This window comes from Nitrobacter sp. MLSD-S21 (genome assembly GCF_058809865.1).
This window is the reverse complement of record NZ_JBXASZ010000001.1, coordinates 872,402-897,012: the sequence shown is the minus strand read 5'-3', so window position 1 is coordinate 897,012 and position 24,611 is coordinate 872,402. Positions and strand designations below refer to the sequence as shown.

The window sequence follows — 24,611 nt, the reverse complement described above, 5'->3', positions numbered from 1 at the left end:
GTATGACGATGGCACCTCGATCTCTCGCTCCCGTCTAAACCCCGCCCGGTTGACAGCGCAGTCGGCCACCTCCCGAGTTGAGATCGGAGGTCCACCGCTACGCACAGCGCAGCCCGCCATGTCGGCCTCGGTCGGGCCGTTGTAGCAACCAGACAGCAATAGGATGGCAGCAAGCGCCATGATCATCGCAGGCATTTCTTTGCCCTCGCAATTTGCGCTTCAGTGGCGCCGGCCGCCCGCGCCGCCTCTTCGGCCTTCTGTTCTCCCAGAAGCCGAACGATCTCGCGCACATCGGCGCAGGTGATTATCAGCCGGTTGCCACTTGCTGGCTCATCGGCATTGGCCTTCCCGCAAAGCAGGCAGACCAACCCGAACGCAATCCAGACATTGATTGCGAGTAACAGGAGCCCGCGCGTCATTGCAGCGCCAGCCTCGAGCCATACGGATTGACGATGGCGAACCCGGCGATCGATCTCGGATGCACCCGGGTCCGATGCCGGCCGCTGTTCGCGTCGTAGACCCACCAAACGTTCCCGCGCATATGACGTTCGAGCACAAACACATGACCTCGCCGCGCTGCGACCATACCGGGCGCTGGCATTGCTCGAGGGAAGCGCAGCCAGTTGGCCGCGAGATTGAGCGACGGGATGATCCGACCGAAGACGTGGAGCGAGGCACCGCAACCGCAGTAGCGCCTAGGGCAGCCAGATGGACGCCCGCCGACCACCCTCCCCACGCCTTCCGCCATGACGCGGTGAAGGCCGGGAGGGATGTGTTGATATTTTTCCGAAATTACTCGTTTGTGTTGAAAAGTGCGGTGATGATGCCTCGGCCGCGCATCGACCGCATGTGTCATCAGGACGCACAGAATCGCAGCGGCGAGAATTCGCAGGATCATGGTCTCTCCGTAATTTGCGGATAGGTTCAAAGAGCTGGTTGCGATCCAGCAAGGGGCTGCCGATCGATGACCCCCATTACCCCTCGGAGGTCGGCAGTCCCGATCTACCGGACAGTGAAAATCAGGTTCGGCGTCGGGACGCAGAGCGGTTTGATGAATTTCTGAAGCAAATTGCAGCCGTAACAAACGTCAGCGCGATAGGCGATCTGACCGCTCGGAAGCGCGCGCGGCAATGCAAACGTGCGATTGAGGTATCCATCGCGGACGCTCTCTGAGGTCGCCGCCGGCGTGGGATCATAGTTCGCCAGTATGATCTTGGTCTTCGGGTCGAATAGAACGCGCTGCGCGATACCTGGGCATTCCCGGTTCACCTTCTTGAGCCGCCATTTGACGGTGACCTGATCGCCGTCGTTAGCCGGCGACGGGACCACAAAGCTCGCACTCTCGTCGTATTCGTAAGGTGGCGTCGTGTCGAACGCCATGAAGACAACTGAGCCGGCAGTAAAGGCTATGAGGACCGCGAGAGCTCTGCTGCTATAGACATGCATTTTCAGGATCATGGCTTGCCAATCCACGGTCCGAATAACGATTTCCAATAGGTCGCGGCAAATCCAAGCGCTGCGCCCATGATGGTAATTGACCACATAAAGCCCTTTCCGTTCTGGACGTAGCCTTCCATGCGGGCGATGCGTTCTTCGAGTTCTTCCTTCTCCCGGGTGAGGGTATCGACCCGATATGCCAGCACTTCGATGCTCGGCTCTTTATTGCGATCTCCCCCCGGCATTTCCCAGGTTGGCGCCATTCCAGCATTCCCCATTAACCCAGTGTTGAATGCTGGCGTGCCTCATGACTTCCAGCCGCTTGTTGCCGACCGACAATCGGTTAGGTCCGGTTTTGTCGCTCGCGGCGACAGGCCGGGCCGACCTACTTCCCATCAACGCCCAGCAGCTCGTATACGGGATCGCGCGGAGCTGGTGCTGGCGTTGGTTCTATAGCTACAGGCGGAGATGCAGCGAGGTAAGGAACCGGGGGGACGGGCTTGCCGGTGACGTGGGCCTTCACCCTGGCGAGGAAGCCGGGCTTCTTCTTTGGCGCCTTGTGAGGCGCCGGCTTGTTCGTCTTGGCGTCAAGTCCAGGCGGCCGCGCTGCTGGCCGCTTCCAGCCGCATCCGCCGACACCGGCTTCGACGTTACCGTCAATCCAGTCCTGATCGTAGGAAGTGCGGCCAGCGACTGCGTATTTTGGAGGTTCGAAAACTTTACATTCTCCGTCCTTCACAGAGGCCGGAAGTTTGGTCCCAGCGCAGCCCGCGAGCCCGGCAGTCAAGAACAGCGCCGCGATATTCCTTGGCGCGAGAAATCGCCTTCTGGTCTTGCTTTGCGATGTCAGACAATGCGCGATCATAGCCTCTGCTCCAAACTTTGTAGTGCCAAATGCCGTATGCGGTCGCGAGAGTCATGACCACCACACCGATGACAGCCAGCTTGGTCCCCCAACCGGCAAGCTTGAATGCTGCGAAAAACGCGGTCATTGGCGCGCTCCAGTCTCGACTGATGTTTTGATCGTCTTCATGCCGACGAAGGCGTTGTAGGCGAGGAAGGCAAAGCCGCAGCCGGCGAGCGCGATCCACAGCGAGATCGGAACGCTGCTGAGCCATTCCTTTGCCGTTTCTAGAAAGCCCGAGTCCGTCGGCAGATTGTCTTTGTGATCGGTGAAGAAGTCCCACGCCTGCGAAATGTAGTTGCTGATCGACGTCACTATCGCGGAGAAGAACGCTGTGATGGACGCCCAGATCGCAGCGAGAAAATTGCGGCGTGTCGGCACCACCTCAGGCGCAACAGCCGCCACCGTCTTGAGATTTCCGGACCTTCGATCTTCGGAAACCGGGCGAGTGAAGCCTTCCGCTTCCGCCGCGCTCAACTCCGCCTCGATCTCCGGAAGGTCATCCATGAACATTTCGGCCGACGTCGGAGCCTTCATAGTCAACGGTCGATCGTTCAAGAAGCCCGAGAGCGCTCCGGATATCCCACTGCCCCAGCAGCCATCGATGATGCCGGGGCTGTAGTTCATCTTCTTAAGGCGCTTCTGAACAGACATGACCGCAGCCTTGATACGCTCGGCCTCGCCCTCTTCCGAAGCCTCGTCATCGACATGCTCGTCAGCCTCATCGGGAGCGTCTTCGAGCTCAGGATCTGCGAAGACGTTGGCGACGGGAGCCGCCTCGTAATTGGCGAGCGCCTTCTTCGCCTTCGCCAGGAACGTCCGGCATTCAGCCAACCCGTTCTTGCCGCCATTGATGATCTTGCGGACTGCGACAACGTCGTCCCGGTCAGCAGCCGCATTACAGCGGCCGTCCTGCGCCCATTCCAGGTATGCCGCCATGAACGCGCTGTCTGGGTTGTGCAAAAGCTCAGGATGAGCGACGAGCGGCAGTCCGGTCTTCTTCTGCATCGCGACGTAATTGCTCTTACCGGTCGCCTGCATCATACCGCCGCCGCGGTACAGCCAGCCATCGTTCGGCCCGGTATTGTTGAACTCACGCATCTTGGTCGGGTTGCCGACCCCATAGACCCGGTTGAAGAGCACCGGGCCGCGCTGGGCGACGGGCAGCGCCGCGATGCGCTTTGCCTCGGCCGGCGTAACCTTCGCGCTATGACGACCAACGCCGAAGATCTCAGAGATACGCGCGGCACTATAGGCGCCACTCTCGCTGAGGATCCGAAGCCCCCCGGTCTCGGTCATGATCTGCGCGAGGAAATGGCAGGCCCGTAGTTTTGTCGTCAACCCCGCCTTCTGGACGGCGGCAGGCCAGCTGTTGACCACGGCCGTAACGAGGTCCGAGCGCGCGCCGGAGCCGGCAATCGCCTTGATCTGCGCGGCAGTGATCATTGAATGCTCCAATAAAAAGCTGCCCCGAAGGGCAGCCCCGATCAGGATGAGAGCTGCTTTTACGAAGCGAACGCGCCGTCGATCTCTTCTCGCGTGGTGATCGTACCGGCGTCGATCTCGGCCACGACTTGCGCTTCTTCAGCAAAGCACGAGTTGACGTATCCACCGACCGCGGCGGCAACCGCGATCATCTGAGCAGCCGATAAACTCTCGGAGAACGAGCCGTCGGCGAGCTTCCACTGGAAGTTTTGCGCATTATCCACCTGCGCAAAGAGAGCGGCTGCTGTCAGTTTGGCCTGTGTCTCACGGTCGCTCGGATAGGTTACGCCTCCTACCTGACAACCAGCGACCTCTTTTGCATAGCGGACAGCTGCCGCGTAGCCTTTGAGATCAGCGAACATGCCGTAGGACGTCAGAACGTCCTGCAGCGCAGCGGTGGTCTGCTCGCCTTCGATATCGCGCGGCCATGGCCGAACGATCCGGCCTTCGGAGACATAGGCCAGATAATCTTCATCGGTGTTTTCAACGGGCTGCTGCTTCGGCCCGGAATAAACGCGGCCATCGTCGGCAAGCCAGTACCAGTGCGAGGGATGATAGATCATGCGTATTGTCCACCGGACGATGCAGCGCCCGCAACGGTACCGGGAAAGTAAGTCCCAGCCCCTTGCGTATTGATGACGCCGTTCAGTTGCGCGACCCACTTCTGGCCGGTGACATTGCCAGGATTAACGAACGAAGGCGGCGGAATGCCAGCTTGAAGAACGCCGCAGTCATTAACGAAGGCGCCATAAGTGACCGTAAGTGGTGCTGAAAACGTAAAAACGACGCCGGTATTGAACGGGATATAACTGGTGTTCGTCGCGTACCAGAAAGTCCCGCAATTCCCTGAAAAGGTGTGGTTGCCTGGGTCGACCGTGCTTCCGCCACCGACCGCTGCGAAGACTTCGCCGCTGATCGCGCCGCTCACTGTATTGTTGGTGAACAGCTGGCCACCTTTTTTTGCCGAAAATCCACGCTTGCCGACACCGCCGGCCTGCACCTTTAGATAATTCACCGTTAAAGTATTCGGCCCCTGCACCAAGACGCAACTTTCAGGAGCCAAAGTGCCATCGATCACAACGTTCGAGGGGGTGACCGAATTTCCGGTCAAAATTATATTCGGTCCACTGTAAGTCGGCGTTGAGACGTACGAATAGGTTCCATCCGCAACGTGAATTGTAATCGTGTACTGACTTGGCGGATAGCTGAAAGCTATATCAAAAGCTTTTTGAATAGTCTTCAGCGCTTTGCCGCTCGTGTTCGCCGTACCGTCGTTACTATCGTTTCCGGTGCTATCGTTCACATAGAGATCGACGTTGCGAACCAACGCGGCGCGGCCGGATGCCGATACGAGTTGGAACGACGTTCCGTCATAAACATATTCCTGCACCGAACCGGAGATGATGTCGCTGTCTCGAAGGATTGTGCCATCACGGCGAACCACCGCTTTGGCACCGAGACCGTTGACGTTGAGCGTGCTAGCGCCCGTATTGCTGTTTGCCGCTTTGATCCGCAACGTCAGACCGGCCTTGTATTCCGCCAGCGCGGGCGACAACGAGACGACAAGGGCGTTAGTCGACCCGCTATCGGCACCGTAGATGGTCTGGCCGCGCTGGATCAGATGCTTCGCTGCGCGCAAAAGCATATCGTCGGCATTGTCCTCCGTGACAACCGCCGGGCCGCCTCCCGTGTTGCCATTGCCGCGCACCAGCGCGCGCAGGTTGGCAAGGATCGAATTGAAGAGCGCTGCCTTCAGCTTGGTGCCGTCATTGACGTTCGGACCGGTACAGTCCTTCATCCAAGTATCGGTCGAGCCGATGCTCCGATCGTCGGCCGGCCGCGACGTCGTAAAGTTCGGCGCGTCTGCCGGGCCAAGGATGTCGGTCATGTTGGATTACCCTTCGGTTTGATAGAGCGTGACGATATGGGCGTGAATGACCCGATCGAGGATGCACTTCAGCGGCGTGATGTCTGGATCGCAGGCGAGCGAACCCCCGATCTGGAAGTTGCCAATGAACGGTCCGGTTTCGAGCGGTGCAACGTAGGCCGGGCTCTCATTCAAGAACACAGTGATCAACACCGTCGCGGCGCCGATCGAACCGCCAAGGCTCGAGCAGCCGATCTCGAAATCTCCGAGCGCCGTGCCGCAGTCATCATCGGTCGTCGTGCAGGTGATCGACCAGCCCGCCCTCGCCGCGATCTCGGCATAGTATTCGCAGCGTGTTCCTCCGATCGCCGCGACCTTGGTGCAAAGGTCGGGAAAGGGATCGCAGGGGTCGGGAAGACCGTACTCGATTAGCCATTGATCGTTGGTCTCGACTTTCGTCGCACACCAGAATTCCTGCCGGAGCGCGCATAGGCGTGTCTCGATGTAGTGCCGCACTGCCGCGATCGCCGCAGAATAGCCGGCCTGCACAAAACCCGTAGGCCACTTGAGCGGCAGGCCCACAAGCGCCGTGAGCCAGGCGAAATAGTTGTCCGGCGTCATGCCGTCGCTTACGGGCCAGGCCCGACCCCGAGGCCACAGCGCGCAGGTCGCGCGGAAGCTCTCGATGAAGGTCGGGCATCGAAACAACTTGTCCGGTTCTGTCATGATCAAACGAACGTCACGGTCCCGAGCGTCGCCGTCGCCCCGATCGCAAGCGTCGTGTCACCCGTGGGAGAGACAAGATCAAAGCTCGTGACGCCGGTCGCATTGGCGATGGCCTGATAGATCCAGGCGAGCGAGAACTGAGCTGGCGAGGCCAGAAACGGCATGCCGCCGTGCACCGTGTCACTGCCGGCAACCCGGCCAAGGCGAAGGAATGAGTCGCGGAGCTCGTCCAGAATGGCTTCGCGCGTCGCCGGGGTATCGGGAGTGAGATTATCGATTGTGACGTTGATCGGATGGACGACCGGTGCGGCCACCGTCAGGATGGCACCCGCCGGCATCACGGTTTCGATGTAGTCTTGGACGCGCTGGACGGCCGTCGGCGATGGGATACCGTCAGGGAATAGCCCATCCATGAAGACGAAGACCCGCACCGTCCCGCCGCCATTCCAGAGCCGCTCGACAAAGACCCGCGAGACGCCGGAGACCTGCCGCGCCCAGATCACGTAGTCGGCGGCAGAGCCTCCGTGGGGCGGGTTACGCTTCCGAAATAACAGCCGCGCCCGATAGCTCTCGATGCCTTCGACATCAGTCCCTTCGACGATGTCGCCGGAGCCAACCGCGGCCGTGGCACTACCTGGCCCGCTGACGCCCGAAGTGATTGCCAGCGGCGTGCCTTCTTCCGCATTGCCGGCGGCGCCATCGGCCACAGCGGTGACTGGAAGCTGCAGCGTGCCGGCGCCGACCAGGACGCCACCCGACGTCACCAGATAGGTCAACCCATCGCCGCGCTGGAATGCCGCGCCGTCCGCCACGGTGATGGCCCCGTCAGACGTGAGCGTGATGTTGCCTGACGCAGGCGCGGCAGGAAGCTGCGGCAGGCCGTACTCAGTCCCGTGCAGTCGCAGCGTTTCGATGTCCGGCGACGTCGAGACGAAGATCATCTTCGAGATGTAGGACGCGAAGCCAAACACCTCGAAGGCCATCCCGGCGATGACCTTGGCCGACGCGTAGATATTGTTCGGCCACAGCCAGGCATCCGAACCGGGCAGATAGGTTCGAAAGCCCTGCCGCGCGCGTTGCAGAAGGTCCGAAAGCGACGGAATTGCAAACATTGAGACGTCCTTGGCCGATCAGATCAGCGAGAGCAGGCCGCTGTTGTCGGGTATGGAGAAATCGAGTTGGCCGAATGTGTTTGCCGGCGGCGATGCATATTGCGGGAACGGCAGCGGCGCCGGAGACGTCATGGATTGCTTCCAGATGTCCTCGAAGCGCTGATCGTAGATCCGGGCGCCGTCGCGGCCGTAAATCTGAATCGCGAGATGCAACCGATTGAAGGCAAACTCCGCGGTCGCCTGCGCCTCGATGCGCACCGCCGCGCCCTGATTGATCAGAGGGGCAAGCGCCTCAAGCGACAGTTGCTCCGCCCATTGACGAATGCGCTCCGTCAGGATCGATCGCTCGAAAACCCAGAGCAGCGATCCCAGGTCAGTTTCATGGAGATCGGCGCGAACATCGCTGCCGTCCCCCCACCAACCGCGGGGATCATCGCTCGCGACCAGGTAGCGGAGCGGATGCTCAGCAGCGATCCTCTTGTCGGTGAACAGTGCGAGGACAATGGCGGTGTGCAGTGCTGCCTTGGACCGAAGCCCACCGAGGTTCTGCGTCTCGTCAGCATCGGCCAGCGCCCAATCTGCGACGCCTTCCGGCGGCTGCCAGACGCTGTCCCACAGAAGCGTCGGCTGCGGCGCATTGCCTTCGTCGATGCGGACCTTGAGCATCAGCCAGCCTTCGCAAATACATTGGCCGACGGCCCCGCCTCGGTCATGACTTTTGAATAACCGCCACCCGCCCCGTCGCCACCGAGGTAGATGTTCTGCCCCTTGATCGTTACCTTGTTGCCTTGGGACTCGATCTCAACCGCGCCGTCCTTGGCCTTGACCGAAATCCCGTCGCTGCCTTTGGCGAAGATGACATTGCCCTTGTCGTCGTAGAGCACAGCCTGCCCCGCCTTCAGATCCTTCTGGCGATGGTCCTTGTGCTCGCCGCCGAGGAACATCATCCGGCCGGAGCGGCCGCCAAGGGCCAAAAGCACGCCCTCGCTATCCGTCGGCGGGTTTGATGCGAAGCCGTGCTGTCCGATACGAACGATCTTCTGTGGCTGATCGGAGGCTAAGCCGCGCAGGTCCAGCTTCTGCTGTGTGCCTCTGTCGTCGACCTTCACGACGCGCGCGCGGCGCATCACAGACCGAATGGCGTCTTCGTGTTCAAAGATCACAGCTCTTCACCGCCGCCACTTTCGCCTACGTCCCCGATGTTCCATTCGTCGCCCGACTGATTGCCCTTGCCTCCGCCGGCGCCCTGCCCGCCGTAGGCGCGCGGATCGGTGAGCGACAGCGTCGCAATGCTCCCCGCCTCGCTCTGCGCATATTCGACCTGCTCGATCAGCATGTCCTGCGCAATGTCCAGAAACGGGCTCTCGGTCCAGACCAGGTTGCCGGGAGTCCAGAGCTGGCCCGTGTCATCACGAAACCCCTGCACCCGGATCGATGCCTTCAGCGCATTGCCGGCGGCACGATCCTTTCTGTTCTTTGCCCTTTTCTTGACCAGCCCCTTCGTGGTGTCCTCATCCTCGATACCGATGAAAGGACGATAGCGCCCTACAGCGCCGTCCATCTCCTCCGCCTCAAGTTCGAGGTTCTGTTCGCCGTGATCAAACGGGCGCTGGCCCCGGATTTTGTACGAGGAATGGCGATTGGCGCCGCTATGGTTGGCTGTGCCCTCGAGGATGTTCTGCCCCTCGATCAGTGCTCCGCCCTGGCGCGACGTTCCGGCTTTGGTGATGTTGATCTGGCCGTCTGCGGTCCCGGCCAGCGTCATGCCCTGCTGGCGGCACATCTTCTCGATGCACCGGAATACGCTCTCGCCCGGGGTGAGTTGATACTGGTCGACCTTCTCCAGCTGCTGATCGGAGACGAACCCAGTCTTCTTGAACTTAGAAGACAGCTCCTGGCCGATTTCCAACGGAGTCTTGTTCTCGAACCGGCCGGTTTTGTGGTCGGCGCTACTGTCGATCAGGTCGCCGGAGCTCGATCGACCGCTGACGTCGATCTGGGCTTCAGATGCGGACATCTTCGGCTGCTTGCCGTCGACGAACCCGGTCAGCAGAAGATCGGCGTTGGCGTATATCTCAAGCTCGGTCCCAACGGCGAAGATTGCGTTCGTTGCCGGTGCTCCTAATTCCGCAGCGACCGTGAGGCTGAACGTCCGCGCCGCCTTGTTCATGGCAGCGGTGACGCGCACTTCTTCAAACGCCGTGTAGCGGGCGCCACCAACGACGACCGATAGGACTTCCGGACCCATTGATGATCTACCGCGCTAGAGCTTCGAATTCGGCGGGCATGAAGGACGGGTGCACGACTCGATTCCGTGCCACCAGGTCGACCGACCTCGTCGGGTCGGAATACAGCCGCCACGCCCAGAACAGCGACGGCATCGGCAAGTTGGCCGATACCGATATGACAGGCGCAAGGTCGAGAACAGCGCGCGACAGAAAATCAACCGTCACATTCCGCAAGCTTGCCATCGCATTGTAGAGGTCCGACTGATCCGCGGTCAGTCGATCCATCTCAGCCTCGAAATACTCCGCCACGTTCGCGCGTAAGGTCAGTGCCGCTGGCCGGTCCGATAGTTCCGTTCGAACGATAGCCTCGCAGTAGGCCGCCAGAGCAGCCAGGCGCAGGTTTCGATAAGAGGCGACAAGGTTGACCGCCAGCGCCCGGCCTGAGGCAGTGCGAGACGACGTATCGACGTCGACCGGAGCCACCTGCGACAGCGTATCGAAGGCTTGTACCGCAGCCGCCGGAGGCATGGCATCGCCAAGCGCGCGCGCGATCGCGACAATGCCCGATACCGCGACAGACGGCTCCGAGACAATGACCGCCGGCGCGGCGTCAAAAGACGCCTGAATCGTGTTTCTGATACTCGCACTCTTAGACGCCAACACCGGCTCGGAAGTGCGGACACCTTCCAGAGCGGCGTAGCTATCCTGCACAGCCTCGGTCGTCTGATCGACAACAAACCCAGGCTGGCCCGAAACTCTGAGGAACGCTGCAAATGACGCCGCCAGAGCTACGCTCAGGTTATCGGCGGCAGCAAAAGTGAGGTTCGCCCGCATGGCGACGGAGCCGAGCGCGCTCGAGGCCCCCTCGCGAACCAGCCGCATGCCGATCGCAATGTAACCGTGGCGATCCTTGTCCCGGCGCCGCTCGGCGGTCAGGCAGCGCGCCGAGACCGGCCCGTGCGAGGGCAACACAAGCACGCCGGCGCCGCGCGCCGCGCACGCGTTAATGAGGGATGCTGCATCGGTGTCGGCGCTATCGGAGGCAACATAGGCCATCACATCGAATTCGCGGCGAAGCTCTCCGAGGTCCTCCAGGTACGGGATATCCCGCATCGGGAATTCATGGATGCGAATGCGTCGGCCCGCAGCTTCCGCATCACGTTCCACTTTGAACGGAACGCCCTTGAAGCTTGCCGGCCAGAGCGTCGTCAACCAGTCGCGCGCGATGGTCACCATGCTACGGCGCTCCCGCTTGGCCGGACGAAGCCGCGCCGGCGTCAGGCGACGAATGACCTGCAGAGCCGGGGCCGTTCGAGTTAAATCCCCCTTGCAGTTTCACATTCAAATTCTTGGCCTGTTCAACAACCTGCAGAAGGCTGCTGCCCGCCTCGACCGTGAATTTAATCTCGGCCTGGCCATGGACGTCGACTGATGTCGGCCCCTTATCGCCGCCAACGCCCGTGCCATAAGTCATCGTCGGCGATAGTTCCGGCGAACCCGACAGCGAGGAGGATTGGTCTCCAATATACTTTCCGTACCAATTGTACTTCGCTGCCTGGCGCCTATGGCGCTCGCGCGTGCTTTCGTGGGTAATTCCGGAGGCCTCATTTGCTCCTTCAGCAGCCCAGTAGGCACCAGCGCCGACTCCTACCGCACCAAGCAACGGCAATGCCGTTCCGACCTTGCTCCAGATGGAGCTGCCACCAGCCTTTGCGGGTGCTTTGCCTCCTGGGACAGAGTCAAAGACCCCCTTCCCACCTAGTGCAGCAGCCGCACGCGTCAGCGCAAGGGCAGAACCATCAAGCGCAGCGGCTGAAGCGCTTAAACCAAAGCCGCCCATCAGTTTGCCGGTGAGAGCTCCCGCGCCAACGAGACCCGCATATCCCGCGTAACCTTCCGCCGTTAACATTCTGATGGGATGTCGTCTCTGCTGTTCGGCCAACCATTGAGTGATACCGCCCGCGAAATTCGTCCCCTTCGTCAGCAGGCCTCCCTTTCCGCCATTATCGAGCGAACTGCCAATAGCCGACTCGAGGTTTTTGACCGCACCCTCGAACCTGCTGACCGCGCCGTCAAAGCCAGCCATTCGCTCGTCGGAAATCTTTTGCGCATATCCTTCGGAGCCTTTTGTCAGCTCCTGAATCATGTGTTTGAACGTCTCAGGATCTCCGAGCGCACTCGCAATACGGCCTCCTTGCTTCGCACCGAAGATTGCGTTGGCCAGTTGGAGGTTACCTGGGATCTTCGTCATCAAATCGGCGATGAAAGCGTTCACGTCGGCTGTGCCGACCATCGACGATGACCGAAACCGATTAGCCATGCCAGCGATGCTTTTCTTCGATTTTGCATCGCTGCCGCCGAGCGTATCGGACAGAACCTGCATGACGGCGGGTGTAAACTTCGCCGGATCGTTAATGAGTGCCTGATTTGTGAAGATAGCTCCGATACCAGCCTGCGCCTTTTTGTTCAGTTTGACGCCGTACTGCGCCGCAACGTTTTCAACAAAGGGCTGGAGGGCAAGATGATCCGGGGTGTGCTGATAGTTCTTGTAGTTTAAGCCGTTGGCCAGCAGCGCCTCTTTCGCCCCACGCGTTGGCGATTGACCGGCAGCCATCAACGCCCGGAATGCCACGCCGCTTTCATCGCCTCCCATGTTTGCCTTCTTCGAAATGCCAGCAAACGCGAGCAGCGTTTCTTCGCTGATCCCCGACAGGCGGGCTGGTGTTGCCCCAAACTTATAGGCTTGCGTGATATCTTCCGGCGTCATGCCGCTGATCTTCGCAGCCTTTACCTGGAGGTCTGCAGTCCTCGTTGCAGAAGCTAGCGCAGCAGCCGTGGTTGAGATGTCCTTTTTGAAACCGAAGATGGCACCTTCCATCTGCTTGACGGCGTCCGGAAGCCGGAGATCGAGCGCCATGCCAAGGTTTCCAGCCGGATGCATCAACCCCATGACCTGATCTTTTTTCAGGCCGCGCGCCGCGAGCTCGCGCTGGGCTTCCAGAACCTGAATGTCATTGAACTTGGTCGTCGCACCCATATGCACAGCCTGATCGACCAGTGGTCTCTGCTGGTCGTCCGTCAGGCCCATGACCGCCTTGCCAAAGCGACGTTCCTTGTCGAATTCCCGGTACGTGTGCAGCGTCTCGCGCACTCCATGGCCAATGCGGTGCGCCGCAAGATGACTGCCATAGGCAGCCGCGCCGGCAATAACTAGCCGACGATTGTGCGACCGTTCGGCAGCTACGGCCTGCCGGTCCAGCGCTCTGCTCGTCCGCTCAACCTCGGCACGCAACCGCGCCTGATGCGACGCAGCCTGACTGATCGGAACGCCCATTGTTTCGAGAGCCCGTTTGTTAGCAATCAACGCCGATTTCTGCCTCTCGAAGGCATTGGCCGCTGATGACGCTGCCGACTGGGCCCGCTCATAAGCCCGCGCCAGCGACCTAGCGTCGCCTTCGCCTCGCTTCATGGCCTGCGCGGCCTGCGTCACCGCGGTCTGAGTCGCAATGAACTTGGCCCTGGCATCAGAAAATCCGCCGCGTGATGCGTTGAACCGATCGATCGCCGCCATCTGAGCTTTGGCTCGCTCCAGCGCTTTCGCCATCCGATCAACCGCTTCCGCGGCCTTCCCGGATTTGCCGATCTGATCGATCTTCTTGGCGATATTGTCGAAGACAGCGCCGGTCTTGTCCTGCGCGCTGATGACGGCTTTGGCTTCGATAATTTTGGCCATCGATCACCGTCGCTTTTTGTTAGACCACGCGACCGCCCGCGTGTGCCAGTAAACGATCTCAGAAACCGTCAGGACTTGGAGGTCGGCGAAGCTGTTTCGCCCGACTTCGCCGAAGGCGAGCTCGTCTGCGAGGTCGCGGAGCCCTCGCTCACCGGATCGTCGGGCCGGAAAAAACCCAGGATCGCTTCCTTCACGTCGCGGGCAAGGCGAGCGTTGCCCTGCTCGAGGATGGCAGGATCCTTCGGCTCTACCAGACAGGCCTTGACATATTGCGCGATGGCTTCCGGGCTCTCGACCATGAAGTTCGCACCGTCGCGCGTTCCAGCGATCGTGTAAGGATCGCCATATGTTAGGTAGTCCGAATAGCGCGGCTCACGCAGGACGATCTGGGTGACATCGCCCTCCGGAGATCGGAGCGGCTTGCGAAGCTTGATCGTGACTGTTTCTGCCATGACCTAAATCGTCTCGTACTTCTCGGCGGCGATACCGAGGCCGGAGATTTCCCCGGTCGACGTGTTTTCCTGCGGGCTGCCCGTAAAGAAGCCGCCAGACAGCAGGTGCGTCACGCCGGTGTCCTGTTCGATGAAGGTGAAGCCGAGATTCACCTGCCGCAAGACAGACTCGTCCCACTTCATCGGATATCCGTTGTTGTCCACGAAACGGTCGAAACTGATTTCAGCCGTCCGCACCTTTGGTCCGACGGTGCGATAAACGGTGCCATCTTGGTTGACGCCAGCGGCAACTGTCATGTTTGAGGGATCAAGCTTGATCTCGCCTCGCGCCGAGTAGGCCACGCCGCCAATGACCGTGGAGACACGGCCGCCAGAAGTATGCATTGTCGTTTCCTTTCAGGAGATTGTTGCCACCCGGGCGGCTTAGGCCGGATACTACAGGAACGTGGTCACGTTCGCCGCGAACACGCGGAACTGGTTGACCACGGCGATCGGCAGGTACGCGTCGATTCGATTTGGATCGGCCGACCGCTCCACGACAAGCGCCCGAGCGAAGGCCGTCGAGTTCTCGACTAGACCTCCCGCTTCCAGCTCCTTGTAGACGTGGATGCATTCGGCCTTGATGATCTGCGGCGTCACGATCCCGGGATTGTTGGTCGGGTTGTCGTCAGCGAGCGCCTTGCGGCCGAAAACCTGCGTGATGCGCTGGCGATTGTAGCGCACGAAGTAGACCATCTGCGCGCGGGTCTCGACGTCCAGCCAGGTGATGTCCGGCTGCCCGTAGCTGTTGTTCTGGTAGGTGGTGACGACACGATCGAGCAGTACCGTCCCGTCGACCAGGACGCGGTAGCTGGCGATGCCATCCTGATAAAGCTGGTTGCGCTGGGTGATTGAAAACCAGTCGGACCGCGACTTCGGCGGCTTGATGCCGACCAGGTAGAGCGTATGAAGCGGGAGACTGATCCGATATGCCTGATCGACCTCTCCGCCGATATTCTTATCCATCGCAATCCGCGCGCCGACCGCTGCCGCCCAGCGCCAGGGCGGTGAAGGCGAATTGGCGACGCCCATGATCGAGACGTTCGGATCGTTACGGGCCGCGCCGGCCGCAGCCAGGTTTGACATCGTATCGAACAGCGACGTGACATAGTGGCCATACAGCTGCTGCATCGGCGACCATCGGCCCGACGTGGCGCCAAGGAAATCCTTGATGGTGTCGAGCGAGGTCGCGTCCGCATAGGGCGCGGCGATCCAGTCGTATTCCTGGTCACCCAGAGCGGCGAGCGCGGCGCCGAGCGCAGGCACGCCGGTGCCCGCAGTCCCAGCCGCGATCGTCAGATACTGCGCCAGCGGGCCTTCATCGCCGATCAGGTTCTTCTCGATCGAGAGCTTGGCGCCCAACGTTCCTTTATGACGCACGGTCAACGTGACAACATTGTCCACTGCCGCAGCCGTGACCGGAAACGCGAGCGGGCGGCCGAACTTGACGTAGCCCTCGCCGATCGCAGCGACCAGGTTGGCAGCGACGTCATCCTCATCGTCGGTCGCAGCGACCGCGACTTCGATGCGCTCGGCGGCAACGTACAGCACGACGGTGCCGGTCTTGCCAGCGATGCCGGCGGCAACCGTGACCGTGAAGGTCTGGTTAGCGCCGGACGGATCGTCGATCGGCAGCAACCAGATTTCACCGAATGGATGATTCTGCCGCGCCCAGATCGCCATTTCAGCCAGCATAGAGCCCGCGCCCAGCAGGCCTTCCTCGTTTCCGTCGAGCCGGATCGGCGTGTTCAGCACGGCCGAGCCCGCGGCGAGCTTCTGACCGATCAGCAACAGGCGGCTGGGTCCGGAATACGGCGACTGACCTGCATTGATCTCAGCATAGAACAGCGGGACGCGCAGGTTCGCCGGGATCGTGTTGAAAGCAACAGTCATGGATCAGGTCTCCTTTGCGGAACGCGCGAGGGCAGTCGCCACCGTTGCGGCAGGCTGAGCCGCCGTCTGATGGTCTTGCCTTGCTATCGGGGTTTTCTTCCTGAGCGCTGCGGGTGGCGCCGGCGGCTCGCTGATCTTCACGTCGCCGCTGATCAAAAGGCGCTCGTAATAGTCGACACGCGGAACCCATGCCCCTTCGGGAGGCATCGGGCGTGAGCCACGTTCAGGCATACGGACGCGCCCGCCGGGGGCGGGTTTGACGTAGATCATCGGCATGGAATGCCCTTTGCTTACGGTTGATGAAGTTCGATTGTCGCTATGGCAGAACGTGACGGACGCACTTCGCAGCTCGCTCACCAGTTCCAGATTTAACCTCCGGCGGGCGCATCAAGCTTAATTGCAAGCTTTAGTTGTGCACTCGCCCGTCTTCTTCTTTGATCTCGTCACCGGACGACACCCAGTCCGGCTCCGCGCGGAGCGAGGTCGTCGGCGTATCCCCATAATTCCGCCGGCGGCCTCGAACCTGCCTGCAAGATTGCGAAGCCGATGAGCCGCAAGCCGAAAAAGCCCTCGTCGAATGTCAGACCTAAGCGGCTGTCCGAAGCCAAACTTCGCGAACTCTATGAGCAGGTCCTCCGGCTCCGCGAGCTCGTCCGAAAGATGAGCAAGGGATCGAAGCGGAACAGCTAATTCAAAAGACGTAATTGACTCCTCCGCCATACGAAGGGTGAAATACGCCCCAAACGGGGGTGAGTAAGATGTTCAAAACTATATTGGCGGCTTTGTCGGTATCAATATGCTTGGCATCTGCAGACGCTGAGGCGGCGATTATTCAAATCGATTATACCGGCACATACACGGGGTCTTGGTCAGGCAACTATCCACCCGGCCAGCCTGGCTACGGAGGCCCAAATTCGGGCAGTTTGGGATCCGGTCAATTTTCGTTGACTTTTGTTTTCGACACGTCCTTAGCCATCCCTGGTTTTTTTACCCCTGTCCGTTTGGATAACTTGGACATGGGCCTGATCTCGTCCCCAAGTGTCGGATACGGGAGCCTTTCGCCCTTAGGCCTTTCCGCTGGCGATACTTACGCTTCTGACACGGCATCGATCGGATAAACTTCTCAGATCGTGCTCAACCGCGACTACACTGGCCTTGCTACTCGATCCATTAGTATGACCGCTGTTGATCCTCGCATCCCAGGAAACATTCTGACCCCCTTCAGCATTGAAAGCACAGTTCCAATAGGTTTTGGGGGCGCGCGTTATGGTTATGGAGACAGGTTTTTTGGCGGCGGTTTCGTCGAGTACAACCTAACCCCCTACACGATCAAAGTCACAGTTGATGGCTTAGCCGCCGCCGTCCCCGAACCCTCCACCTGGGCAATGATGATCTTGGGCTTCTTTAGCATCGGGTTCATGACCTATCGTCAGCGAAAGACCATGACGAAGAGACGCCTCTCCTTCGGTGAATCCCGCGCCTCGGTTTGAATGGTTTGGTCGATTATTTTTAGACCGACTTGACCGCCCACCGCTTGGTGTTCGGCGCGTTGCTCAGGGACACGTAGCTCTGCCACTGAGGCGGGCCTTCCTCGAAGATGTCCTCAAGAACGGACCAAGCACTCGCGGAGTAGCCGTCATAGACCCCGCCCCCAAGCTGAAACAGCGAAGGATACACCGCAGCAAAGTCGCCCTTATTATTGGCGAAGAACCCTACAATGTTTCGCTCATTGAAGTCAGCCACGGCAGGAAGGCGTTTGGATGCAGCTTTAAGCTTATCCAAGTCGGACGTTCCGCTTGCCGTATAATCTGGCGAGTAACCACCCTCATAGCCGCACATACGCTTGATGCCGTGCTTGATGCTCCACGACTTCCACGTCGCGTATCGAGGGATGGCATAGGCTAGCGAGTATGTCGCCGTTGCTTCCGCAGTGGCTAAGTAGCTCGCAGCGATTGCAGTGCGGTCCTCATCTGTGGTTGCCGCTGCGTAGTTCGCCGCCAGGGTCGCATCGTCTTCACTGCCGGGGGAGTAATACTGTGCGCATACGACCTCATTGACCCATAGCTTGGCAGCTTGTCGTAGGAGGCCAGAAGGCAGAGGCACGGCGCTCGCTAGCCAGAGTGTGCCGAGCATCCTGTCGTCTTGTGCGTCCGGTGAGACGGCCGTCTGCACCCCGCAAGCTACGTGGTACTTAGAGCGGTCGGCCGAGTATGCTGCCGAAACTTGCTGCCCCACGAACGATACGCCACGACAATACCAGTTGTAGTAATCGGAGCCCCAACCATATGCCCCCGACTTAGCTTGTGCATATGTCGTCTGATAGAACCCACCTGCGGTATTGAATACCTCGTTGGCACCCTCGTAGCACGGGATCATCCAGTCGGGTGCATTGTCACGGGTGTAAGCAGCAAGTGATGGGATGTAGTCTGTCGCAGCGTCGAAGGGGAACATCGGCGTGATGAAGTGCGGATGTGCACCGACCTCAGCGCAAAGCTGCATGAGCAATTCAGGAGGGACACCGTTGTCCAGCCCCATGCTCCCAAGCGCAACGTCCCCTCCGAACTTGATCCACGCATCGAGTTCCGCATCGTAAACGAGGTAGGCCATCCTCCCGCTGACGGGGAATGAGTTGCCACCCTCTGACAAGGCCGTCCCATACGCACTCAATATGTTCTTGTCGCCCGTCCCTCCGACGTTGAGGGTTGATGCGGCAGCATTGCTGCGGTCAAACTTGATGCATACTCTTGCCTTGTCCACCAAGCCACTCCAAGTTGGTGGGGCGGCCACAGTGAACGCACTGCTTGAGCCTGCCGTGGTTCCCGCATAGGATGACGCTCGGTTCTCATACCCCGCGTAGTACACATAGCTGACGGGCTTCCGGTCGGACCAATCAACAACGTTCGATGTGTTGCCTAGTTGCCAGTTGAGGAAGCGGATACGTCCGAAGTTCGCCTCAACTAAGCGCTCCTTGAACTTGACGCCGAATACCTCGCCCGCATTGAGCCTGGCTTCATCATCGACGTGGAATACGCGAAGGTTGGACATGCCCGTTGACGTGAGGCCCGGCGCAAAACGACGGCTTGCGTCATCAGGAGGCAACCACTCGTAGCGTCCATGTCCTGATGCAGGTGTCGTCAAGCCTCCTTCCGCCTCACTCACGGCCACACCAAGATATGCCTGTGAGCCTGGGGGGCCGTCCCATGTCATAGCATAGCGCCCATGGCGAGCCGCTTGGGTTGGTGCGTAGAGGACAGTATAGACACCGCCGCCTACAATGGTGGTCGGGTAGCCGTTAGCATCGAGGGTGCTTGGTTCAGGATGCCCCGAATTATCAATCAAGGTCCACTGCTGCGCCTCCTTCATCAGGTTGAGGAAGGGGTATTCGCCGCCGATCTGTAGGAAGTTGAGGTTGACTTGAAGCCTGCCACGATTGTGCGCTGTCGCGAATGGAGCCGTCATTATACGTTACCTATTGCTGTCATGTAGGCTTGAAGACGCGAGTAATAGGCCGTCACCTGGGTTGGCGTGAGAGACGCACCGACGCTTGCCGCCGAGACCTGCTTATTGCCAACGCCGTTACCGTTGACGCCACCCAAGTGCAGTTCGCTGTTAGGTAAAGCACTGGCAGTACCTGATCCTCCCGTGCCGTGATTAGTGAGGGTCCCATCTTGCCCGTGGTAGGCCGTTCTTACGGTGTTGCTGTCGCGCGATCCTAGATAGAAGCCCTTGCCGCTCGTGGCGTGACCATAAGGGTCTCCGCCAGCCGTGGTGTTGACCCTAAGGCTGTTGCCGAAAGGTCCTGTAGGCGTGTCAGTGTAAATGAATATCCAGTCGCCTGTGCCTGCGAGTGTTCCGAAGTCGCCGGACGCGCTATCAATGGCCTCGTTGGTCCATACCATTGCGTGGGCCGAGTTGAGTGTAAGAACTCCCCCAGCGGTAGACGGTGTGTATTGTGTGCTTTGTCCGTAGGAGTTGGAGCACTTGATGCCCCTATCCGCAACGAAGGTGGGGACATTCCCGGAAATATCCTCCAACGCAAAAGAAGACGACACGAGGTTCAATCGTGCGACGGCGAGAGAGGATGCCGCTGTTAGCCAGAGAGCATCAAGCTTTGGCCATACGCCGTCCGCCACGAGGCCGTTAATGAGGTCAGCTATAGCGTCATCGTGCGCCTTATCGGATTCAAGCCCTGCCGAGGTAACACGGGCAAAGTATGCCTTAGCCTCAACGGTGTCGGCGCTCTGATCGTGAATAGCTAGGGTCTTGGTCTCAACGTTGGACCAAGCGCTATACTGCCCGTCAGATGCCCGCCGCGTCCGTACTCTCCAGTCATAGGTCCCGGATGCAAGAGGACCCTGCGTTAAGCTCAAGTCTCCCGAGGTGATCTCATCGCTAGTGATGGTGTGCGAAGCGGATGCTGCTAGGGAGGACCAATCGCCGCCTGAGACTTGAAGCTGAGAGTGTATGCTGTCTCCCGCGACCGCAGACTCATCCAAGTACACATCCCCGGCCGGATACGCATTGGAGACGCTAGAGGTCCATGTCAGTGTTGGGGCGGGCGGCGGTGATGCAGGTACAGTCGTTGGCCGTCTAAACTTCGGCCGGATCGCAGCGGAGACGAACATGGCCGTTACTCGCTATGAGACCCAACCAAAACGGTGATGTTGCCGGCGACACTCGTGATCACCTGAAGCTTCTTGTTGGCGGTCGGGAGCTTCCGCTTACCTCGCAACGTCACTTGGACCGGTCCGCTTTTGGCGCTCAGATACCAGGGCCCAAAGATAACTGTCCCGGACGTTTCCTCTTTGAAGGTCACCGTCATGTCGGTATCGACGCTTAGAATAATGTCGTCGATTACAAGCTTTTGGCCACTGACCGGAGCATCTGTGATACTCGCCACGGCACCGCTTTGATCAGCGCTTGCAAACGGCACACCTGCGAGGCCCCACACAGTCGCAAAGGCCGAGCCGCCGTCGAGGGTCTTAAGGTTGCCGCCGACTGCAGCGACAATCGCGGCCTGCCCGGTCGCCGTCGCAGGATCGGCAGTGATCTTAGCGAGGATCGATGCGAGCGTGCCGTTGCCGGTGTCCTGCTTCGCTGCCAGCGCGACGATGGCAACGAGATCGTCGATCGTCTTGACGGTTTGGATATCCCCATTCCCGTCTTTAACCGCTATCGTCATATGACCTGTCCTACATATTGGCTGTTACGAGGGTCGCCGAAGTCCAAGCCAGTGAAGGCAAGCGTGTCGACCGTGGACTGAACATCATTGTCAGGGTCGCTGTCAGAGCTTGCCGTGATATCGATGCCCCTGAGCGCCGGCGCCGTAAGTGTCGACATCGCACCGATGATCGCCGCGACGACATCCGCTCCGCTCGACCCGGACGGCAGCGCGACCGCGACGCTCTTCAGAGGTTCAGGCAAAGCATCGATGCCGTTCGGTTGGTCATCGCCGGTGCTGTAGACCTGGACTTGATCGTCGCTGACTTCGCAGGTCAGCGTGAGCAGGCGAGCGGCAATCTTGACGCCGGTGTCGTCGGTCACCTGACGATGACAGTCGTACTTTCGGATTCTCGCGATCTTGCGAAACAGCACCGCCATCGGCGCAGGATCGTAGGACAACCGCCGAATGGCCTGGAATTCGAGAAAGTCGAGCGAGGCTTCGTGTCGAGCATCCGTGTCGGGATAGCCGACGATGAAGTCGTTACCGTCCTTGACGCTTTGCGTCATACCTATTTCGAGCACGACATCGATCATGCGCCGAAATGGCGGTCCGCCGTTCTGCTGTGACAGCGCATCGCCTTCATCATTGTCCGTCAACAGGATGATGGTCGGCTTGACATCGTCGAGGCTCGTCTCCGGCGCGAAATCCGAGATCCTGCTGTCGTAGACGCGGCCTTGCGCGATGGTCGGACGATCGCCGGGCGAGCCAGAGAGTGCCTCGACAACACAAAGCCGCAACGCCGTGCGCGCCAGCGTCATGATGATTTCCCGGTCAGGTGAAAGAACGTGCGTATCGTGTCGCCTGGCATCACTTTAGCGACTTCGAACATTTCGCCTGTCTGCACGCGGACCACCCTATCGAATGGCTGCACCGGCCAATTCAACAATCGCTGATCGACCGAGACGCGGGGTGCGGAGATATCGGCCCGATGTGCATGGTCGTCAGACACCCCGGCGCGAGCTTGCGGATATACCGATTTCGGCGGTGCAACGAATACACCGGTGACGGTGAATTCCTCCCGGCTTTCGTCCGCCACCCGCGGCAGGTTGACGCTCGCCGCAGTTTTCATGGCGCGGAACGTGATCTGCTCTCCGTGCCGCTGATCGAGCGCACTAGAAGCCATCCGCGCCGCGACATTGAAGGCACTCGACATTCAGTCTAGTCCGCTCACTTATTCGCTGCGGACTTGCCGGACTGGCCATCGGCCGAATGATGATGAGCCTTTGCGGGCTTCGGATTTACCGAATACGCAAAGCGATCGGCAATCAGGTGCTCGCCATAAGCACGCGGAACTTCGACGGGCTCATGAGGGCTGACAGATTGCTCATCTCCGCCCGTCACATCGCGCGGAAGGATGCCGCCGTGAGGAAATGCAATCGTTATCGTGTCGGATTTTGCCATTGCCGGCTCCTTTCGGGTTTGACTCTGGGGAACGCCCGCAAGGCGCTCGCCGCAGCCAAGCCGCGCGGACCTCGCCCTGCGAGGGCGAGACCGCGATCGGCTGCGTTGCAGGGATCAGGTCAGGGTAAGCTTGCGCAGCGTACCGGGCTTGGTGCAGAGCGAAATCGAATTCATTTGCACCTCGATTTCGCGGCCCTTTCCATTCGGCTTGGGATACTGCTTCATATAAAAGGGCAACCCGAGCGTGTTGACCGTCTCCTCGTAGTCGGCCGGCGCAAACCGGGTGATGAAGAGGTCCGGCACGCCTTTGACGACGACGCGGGCCTCGGTGTCCGCGATGTAGGGTGCGCCGAGATCGGTCGTTGCCTTTGCGCCGGTCCTGTAGCGCTCCCATGTGGCGCCACCGAACTCAAAGGTATCCGGCACATCCTGCCGAAGCACTGACGCACCACCGTTGTAAAGGAACGTCTCACGCACCGACTTGTGGGTCCAGAGCGCCTTATGGAAGGAGCGCCCCGTGAAGACGTGGATTCCGGAATAAGGCTCATCGAGAGAATCTTCGATCGAATAGACAACGTCCTGAAACAGGCTCGCGACAATCGTGGTATCGACATCGAGCTCGAGCGACACGGCGCTCGGGACCGACAATCCGAACCGATTGTAGAGATCGTGCAAGGTGGCGCCACTCTTCGAGGTAACGATTCCCTTGATCGCGCCAACCCGCTGGTGCTCCAGCGTCATGGTCAAATCCTGCGCGTGACGCATGCCTTTGCGCTCGACGCGATCCTGAATCGTTTCGAGCTGATCGCCGGTTCCAAAGGCGCGGACATTCTGCACCTCATCGGCCAGCACGGCATCGTCCCGCTGATAGTGCTGGATATCAAATGGCACCAGCTTGCGATCATCGCCGCCGGTCGTTTCACCAGGGCCGCCGCGCGGGCTTGGCTCGACCAGTGACAATTTGCCGTTGCGCTCTTCGATGGAGATACGCGTGGTGGTGACGCCATCTTCTTCGAATAGACCGCTCGCCGAGACCTGACCTGGACGGTACGGCTCATTGTTGATCGCCGCAGTAAGCGATTCGATGGTGAAGCCGTCACCATCCCAAACGTCGACAACTTGAGGCATGTGGCCCTCCTCCGGGCGATAATGTTTTGCCCTTTAACGGGCGATGAGGTTTTGCCCACTCTACCGGGCGATGATGTTCTGCGCGGCGAGCTGGCTGAGCTTGGTTGCAATCTTGCCGGCGTCGTTGACGGTTGCGTCGTACACCAGCAGCAATTTTTTCACCTCGGCGAAACGACGGATGACGACAGCCTGAACGTCGGCACTGGTGGCATCGACGCCGTAAGCCAGCACAGCCTTGGCAGTTTCTGCGCCTTCGGAGCCACTCACTTCCGCATTGGCCGAGATGACATATTTGCCGCCGCTCGTGATGGCGCCGAGCACAGTGCCAGCAACCAGCTTTCCGGCACCGGACTTGATGGTGACGACCTCGCGGGAAATTTTGCCGTTGCCTTCCGATAAAACGAACTCAAGATCGCGCGGGCCTTCAGTCTTGTTATCCATGGATCAGCCCTCCTAAGACTGTTTGCGACGCGCGGCATAAATGCCATTCGTGTCGATGGTTGCCTTCTTCGCCGGGGCGGCTGCGCCTGGCTGGGCCAAGCCCGCGGCTTCGACGCGCTGCGCCGAATAAGTCGCAGCCGTCGTCGACGCGGTTGACGCCGCAACATTGGCGACGACGAACGCGGCGACATCCGCACCCGCCATCGCCGGCGACTTGACGGCGAGGTCGAGCGCCGCAGCCATCCGGCCAGCGTCGCCCTTGATGCCCTCGGCGCCGAGCGCAGCGTTGAACCGTTCGGTCGCGGCTTTTTCGCCTTCGGCTTTGCCATCCGCGCGAGCGGCGGCGACTGCGGCATCGTGCGTGGCCTGCGAAATACCGGCTTGATTGGGATCGCCGCCGGCTGGCTGGTTGTCTTTCGACATCGTGCCTTCCTTCTTGGTTACGTTGAGCGCCGCGGCGCCGGTTTCGCTCTCCTCGCGAGCGTCATCGACCGCGCCCACAACAGCGTTGTGAACGGCGGCCAAAAGGCTTTTGACCATT

General features: G+C 60.0%; 28 protein-coding genes and 1 pseudogene. 1 reads left to right on the top strand and 28 read right to left on the bottom strand.

All coding sequences use genetic code 11. From position 1 onward, the window contains the following. Window positions 1-182: 182 nt before the first annotated feature. The 19 genes from AC1RT6_RS04510 to AC1RT6_RS04420 all read right to left on the bottom strand — a co-directional run bounded on the left by AC1RT6_RS04510 (window position 183) and on the right by AC1RT6_RS04420 (window position 16,152). Window positions 183-419: a hypothetical protein gene (locus AC1RT6_RS04510; RefSeq protein ID WP_472789578.1), complete on the bottom strand. Its 237-nt coding sequence runs from the start codon at window positions 417-419 to the stop codon at window positions 183-185. After that, window positions 416-898 (bottom strand): hypothetical protein, encoded by a 483-nt coding sequence (locus tag AC1RT6_RS04505; protein ID WP_472789579.1) that lies wholly within the window; start codon window positions 896-898, stop codon window positions 416-418. The genes AC1RT6_RS04510 and AC1RT6_RS04505 overlap by 4 nt, the downstream gene beginning before the upstream one ends. A gap of 104 nt (window positions 899-1,002) precedes the next feature. Next, window positions 1,003-1,458, bottom strand: a complete 456-nt coding sequence (locus tag AC1RT6_RS04500) for a hypothetical protein (protein ID WP_472789581.1) — start codon at window positions 1,456-1,458, stop codon at window positions 1,003-1,005. Continuing rightward, window positions 1,455-1,700, bottom strand: coding sequence for a hypothetical protein (locus tag AC1RT6_RS04495; RefSeq protein WP_472789582.1), 246 nt, complete (start codon window positions 1,698-1,700; stop codon window positions 1,455-1,457). Before AC1RT6_RS04495 ends, AC1RT6_RS04500 begins: the two co-directional genes overlap by 4 nt. A gap of 456 nt (window positions 1,701-2,156) precedes the next feature. Further along, window positions 2,157-2,429, bottom strand: a complete 273-nt coding sequence (locus AC1RT6_RS04490) for a hypothetical protein (RefSeq protein ID WP_472789586.1) — start codon at window positions 2,427-2,429, stop codon at window positions 2,157-2,159. Continuing rightward, window positions 2,426-3,787: a glycoside hydrolase family 19 protein gene (locus tag AC1RT6_RS04485; RefSeq protein WP_472789587.1), complete on the bottom strand. Its 1,362-nt coding sequence runs from the start codon at window positions 3,785-3,787 to the stop codon at window positions 2,426-2,428. Before AC1RT6_RS04485 ends, AC1RT6_RS04490 begins: the two co-directional genes overlap by 4 nt. Window positions 3,788-3,846: 59 nt before the next feature. Continuing rightward, window positions 3,847-4,389 (bottom strand): DUF4376 domain-containing protein, encoded by a 543-nt coding sequence (locus AC1RT6_RS04480; protein ID WP_472789589.1) that lies wholly within the window; start codon window positions 4,387-4,389, stop codon window positions 3,847-3,849. Further along, window positions 4,386-5,714, bottom strand: coding sequence for a hypothetical protein (locus tag AC1RT6_RS04475; protein WP_472789591.1), 1,329 nt, complete (start codon window positions 5,712-5,714; stop codon window positions 4,386-4,388). Before AC1RT6_RS04475 ends, AC1RT6_RS04480 begins: the two co-directional genes overlap by 4 nt. A gap of 6 nt (window positions 5,715-5,720) precedes the next feature. After that, the gene (locus tag AC1RT6_RS04470; protein WP_472789593.1) at window positions 5,721-6,419 is read right to left on the bottom strand and encodes a hypothetical protein; all 699 of its coding nucleotides are present in this window, start codon (window positions 6,417-6,419) and stop codon (window positions 5,721-5,723) included. A gap of 2 nt (window positions 6,420-6,421) precedes the next feature. Then, window positions 6,422-7,531 (bottom strand): baseplate J/gp47 family protein, encoded by a 1,110-nt coding sequence (locus AC1RT6_RS04465; protein WP_493029161.1) that lies wholly within the window; start codon window positions 7,529-7,531, stop codon window positions 6,422-6,424. Window positions 7,532-7,549: 18 nt separating this feature from the next. After that, window positions 7,550-8,197, bottom strand: a complete 648-nt coding sequence (locus tag AC1RT6_RS04460) for a phage GP46 family protein (RefSeq protein WP_472789597.1) — start codon at window positions 8,195-8,197, stop codon at window positions 7,550-7,552. Then, window positions 8,197-8,658, bottom strand: coding sequence for a phage baseplate assembly protein domain-containing protein (locus AC1RT6_RS04455; protein WP_472789599.1), 462 nt, complete (start codon window positions 8,656-8,658; stop codon window positions 8,197-8,199). The genes AC1RT6_RS04460 and AC1RT6_RS04455 overlap by 1 nt, the downstream gene beginning before the upstream one ends. A 32-nt stretch (window positions 8,659-8,690) precedes the next feature. Then, a complete protein-coding gene (locus AC1RT6_RS04450; RefSeq protein WP_472789601.1) occupies window positions 8,691-9,779 on the bottom strand; it encodes a phage baseplate assembly protein in 1,089 nt (362 codons plus the stop codon). Window positions 9,780-9,786: 7 nt separating this feature from the next. Then, a complete protein-coding gene (locus AC1RT6_RS04445; RefSeq protein WP_472789602.1) occupies window positions 9,787-10,995 on the bottom strand; it encodes a DNA circularization N-terminal domain-containing protein in 1,209 nt (402 codons plus the stop codon). 1 nt (window position 10,996) lies between these two features. After that, entirely contained in the window at window positions 10,997-13,492 is a 2,496-nt protein-coding gene (locus tag AC1RT6_RS04440) for a phage tail tape measure protein (RefSeq protein ID WP_493029158.1), read from the bottom strand. A 68-nt stretch (window positions 13,493-13,560) separates the two neighbouring features. Next, complete coding sequence (locus AC1RT6_RS04435) at window positions 13,561-13,944, bottom strand: hypothetical protein (RefSeq protein ID WP_472789606.1); 384 nt, start codon at window positions 13,942-13,944, stop codon at window positions 13,561-13,563. A gap of 3 nt (window positions 13,945-13,947) precedes the next feature. After that, the gene (locus AC1RT6_RS04430; RefSeq protein WP_493029156.1) at window positions 13,948-14,328 is read right to left on the bottom strand and encodes a phage tail tube protein; all 381 of its coding nucleotides are present in this window, start codon (window positions 14,326-14,328) and stop codon (window positions 13,948-13,950) included. 51 nt (window positions 14,329-14,379) lie between these two features. Continuing rightward, entirely contained in the window at window positions 14,380-15,876 is a 1,497-nt protein-coding gene (locus AC1RT6_RS04425) for a phage tail sheath subtilisin-like domain-containing protein (RefSeq protein ID WP_472789610.1), read from the bottom strand. A 3-nt stretch (window positions 15,877-15,879) separates the two neighbouring features. Next, entirely contained in the window at window positions 15,880-16,152 is a 273-nt protein-coding gene (locus AC1RT6_RS04420) for a DUF2635 domain-containing protein (RefSeq protein ID WP_472789612.1), read from the bottom strand. 1,082 nt (window positions 16,153-17,234) lie between these two features. Between AC1RT6_RS04420 and AC1RT6_RS04415 the strand changes: the two are divergent. After that, window positions 17,235-17,366: pseudogene (locus AC1RT6_RS04415) on the top strand (PEPxxWA-CTERM sorting domain-containing protein); the annotation flags it as partial. A gap of 19 nt (window positions 17,367-17,385) precedes the next feature. Here AC1RT6_RS04415 and AC1RT6_RS04410 read toward each other — a convergent pair. The 9 genes from AC1RT6_RS04410 to AC1RT6_RS04370 all read right to left on the bottom strand — a co-directional run bounded on the left by AC1RT6_RS04410 (window position 17,386) and on the right by AC1RT6_RS04370 (window position 24,610). After that, a complete protein-coding gene (locus AC1RT6_RS04410) occupies window positions 17,386-19,335 on the bottom strand; it encodes a hypothetical protein (protein ID WP_472789614.1) in 1,950 nt (649 codons plus the stop codon). Further along, entirely contained in the window at window positions 19,335-20,372 is a 1,038-nt protein-coding gene (locus tag AC1RT6_RS04405; protein WP_493029154.1) for a hypothetical protein, read from the bottom strand. Before AC1RT6_RS04405 ends, AC1RT6_RS04410 begins: the two co-directional genes overlap by 1 nt. A gap of 134 nt (window positions 20,373-20,506) precedes the next feature. Beyond that, entirely contained in the window at window positions 20,507-21,058 is a 552-nt protein-coding gene (locus AC1RT6_RS04400) for a hypothetical protein (RefSeq protein WP_472789618.1), read from the bottom strand. After that, complete coding sequence (locus AC1RT6_RS04395; protein ID WP_472789619.1) at window positions 21,055-21,858, bottom strand: hypothetical protein; 804 nt, start codon at window positions 21,856-21,858, stop codon at window positions 21,055-21,057. The genes AC1RT6_RS04400 and AC1RT6_RS04395 overlap by 4 nt, the downstream gene beginning before the upstream one ends. Further along, window positions 21,855-22,253 (bottom strand): hypothetical protein, encoded by a 399-nt coding sequence (locus AC1RT6_RS04390; protein ID WP_472789621.1) that lies wholly within the window; start codon window positions 22,251-22,253, stop codon window positions 21,855-21,857. The genes AC1RT6_RS04395 and AC1RT6_RS04390 overlap by 4 nt, the downstream gene beginning before the upstream one ends. A gap of 14 nt (window positions 22,254-22,267) precedes the next feature. Then, a complete protein-coding gene (locus tag AC1RT6_RS04385; protein WP_472789623.1) occupies window positions 22,268-22,501 on the bottom strand; it encodes a hypothetical protein in 234 nt (77 codons plus the stop codon). Window positions 22,502-22,615: 114 nt separating this feature from the next. Beyond that, on the bottom strand, window positions 22,616-23,629 hold the full coding sequence (locus AC1RT6_RS04380) for a major capsid protein (RefSeq protein ID WP_493029151.1): 1,014 nt from the start codon (window positions 23,627-23,629) through the stop codon (window positions 22,616-22,618). A 60-nt stretch (window positions 23,630-23,689) separates the two neighbouring features. After that, window positions 23,690-24,070 (bottom strand): head decoration protein, encoded by a 381-nt coding sequence (locus AC1RT6_RS04375; RefSeq protein WP_472789627.1) that lies wholly within the window; start codon window positions 24,068-24,070, stop codon window positions 23,690-23,692. Window positions 24,071-24,082: 12 nt separating this feature from the next. After that, window positions 24,083-24,610: a hypothetical protein gene (locus tag AC1RT6_RS04370; RefSeq protein WP_472789629.1), complete on the bottom strand. Its 528-nt coding sequence runs from the start codon at window positions 24,608-24,610 to the stop codon at window positions 24,083-24,085. Between the last annotated feature and the right edge of the window lies 1 nt (window position 24,611).